The 1,620-nt window shown below is 50.6% G+C and carries 3 protein-coding genes and 1 pseudogene; 1 reads left to right on the top strand and 3 read right to left on the bottom strand.

What is annotated here, in order from left to right; translation table 11 throughout:
- The first annotated feature begins 233 nt into the window (after window positions 1-233).
- Window positions 234-557, top strand: coding sequence for a hypothetical protein (locus NKH93_RS34180; protein WP_352976405.1), 324 nt, complete (start codon window positions 234-236; stop codon window positions 555-557).
- A 113-nt stretch (window positions 558-670) separates the two neighbouring features.
- Here NKH93_RS34180 and NKH93_RS34485 read toward each other — a convergent pair.
- From NKH93_RS34485 to NKH93_RS34170, 3 genes and pseudogenes are all read right to left on the bottom strand, one after another.
- A pseudogene (locus NKH93_RS34485) lies at window positions 671-756 on the bottom strand (SIS domain-containing protein); the annotation flags it as partial.
- Between the two features lie 18 nt (window positions 757-774).
- A complete protein-coding gene (locus NKH93_RS34175) occupies window positions 775-1,302 on the bottom strand; it encodes a hypothetical protein (protein WP_352976404.1) in 528 nt (175 codons plus the stop codon).
- Between the two features lie 90 nt (window positions 1,303-1,392).
- Window positions 1,393-1,620, bottom strand: a 228-nt coding sequence (locus NKH93_RS34170; protein WP_352976401.1) for a hypothetical protein, incomplete at its 5' end; no start/stop codon positions are given.

The following is a 1,620-nucleotide window of genomic DNA, read 5'->3' as shown; positions in this document are numbered from 1 at the left end:
GTTGCGATTTCGGTGGCAGAACCACCCGATGCATAGTGCAGAGTTGCCATCCATAATCCCTCATTTTGATTCGATAGCGCCCCGCGGATGTCTGCCTACTAGAAGGTGTATATTAGCGCCAAATCACATACCTGCAGGCTCTGATAGAATGGTTGATCGTAGGCGGAATTGTCGCAATGTCGCGAAAATTATACTCAGTAAACCTGTGACGTAGACCATAAAGTACAATCTATATGCGACGTTTATCGCTTGTAGGAAAATATGGAAGAGTTATTTTGGTTTGGATTAGCTTCGTTTGTATATTTCATCAAGAAGCGAAACACGGAATTTATATTAGTAACAAGCTAAATATTCATATGGATTTTTATGAAGGTTGGCAACTTGTCAGCGAAGAAAGGTTGGCTATGAAAACGCCACGCGCAAGAAACGGAAAAACGTTGTTGTTTAATTCAGGATGCCCAAAATCACAAAATAGAACGCCGATCCATGGTGAGCCAAGCGAGCTATCTCCACAAGATGCATTTTCTTGCCGGCCAATCGAGCCGACGTTAAGCTAGGGTGTTGGCCGGACCATGTTCTCTGCCGGCGACACCAATTTGTTGTGGACAAACACTGGGCAGGTACCAGAGCACGACCAAATCATCCGCACCAGCCCACCGGAAAGTCGGGCTCTGTCGGTGATCAAGATGATCTTGCCGCCGCGTGCCGCGACCTCCTGCATATTCGACATGGTCTTTCGAAGATGCGGTCATGCGGGGGAGGCGGATATAATCCTTAGGCCGCCTGTCGAGCAAGCAAACTGGCACAGCTGAGCGTTACCAGACCAGTCGCAATTCCAATGCAATCGGCGGCCAAGTCAAGCACATCAAGATCCCGTCTTATCACGCTGGTGCGTTGAAGAAATTCGATAGCGGCGCCAATCAAAGCGAGGGAAACTATCAGAGTTGTTTTGCGTTCCGGCCAAGCAAGGCCGCCAACAAACATCAGCACGGCGAAAGCGATCCCGTGATTTAGTTTGTCGTAGTGGAAGCCTACCTCCAGTCCCAATTCCTTAAGACGGGAAACAGGCACAAGCGCCAGCATAAAAACGACAAGAAGTGTTATGAAAAAAGCTATTCTTTCAGCGACAGAGTGCAATCTCATTCTGTTCAACAATGGGTTCTTGCAGCTGCAGATTGGCAGACAGAGGCGCCCGCCAAACATGATCAGGGGCAAATCGCTACGCTGCCCAATCCCTCCCACAATCGCATCCCATGCCCCGAAAATCAACTGAACTTGCTGCCAGCCGCTGCCAGCCGCCACGCGGTTTCACTTTGCGTGGGCAGCACTGTCCGCTAGGCCCGCGACGGATCACGCTTGCTTAGGGCAGGCGGCTCAGGGGTTACAAATCAGTCAAGCGAACGAATGATCAACGAATAATCTGTGACGGACCCATTGTCGCGCGCGCAGACCACAAAGCCGGCCGCCGTCACTTTCTTTCAGGTTCAGGCAAGCTTCGACATAACCTAGCGCACCTTTTGCGCGGCCTGAGACATAGGTGACGTTTTGTACCGGACACATGGGTAACACTTTTGGCTTTTGGCCGGAGGTGTTGATGCCGTGGAGAGAGTGTTCGGTGAT

The organism is Mesorhizobium sp. M0954 (assembly GCF_040319155.1).
Classification (GTDB): domain Bacteria; phylum Pseudomonadota; class Alphaproteobacteria; order Rhizobiales; family Rhizobiaceae; genus Mesorhizobium.
Note: the sequence above shows the minus strand (reverse complement) of the source record. Positions and strands in the feature narration are given on the sequence as shown.

Excerpts from the sequence above, each read along its gene's own strand:
- NKH93_RS34180 (WP_352976405.1), top strand. The coding sequence starts at position 234 with ATGCGACGTTTATCGCTTGTAGGAAAATATGGAAGAGTTATTTTGGTT.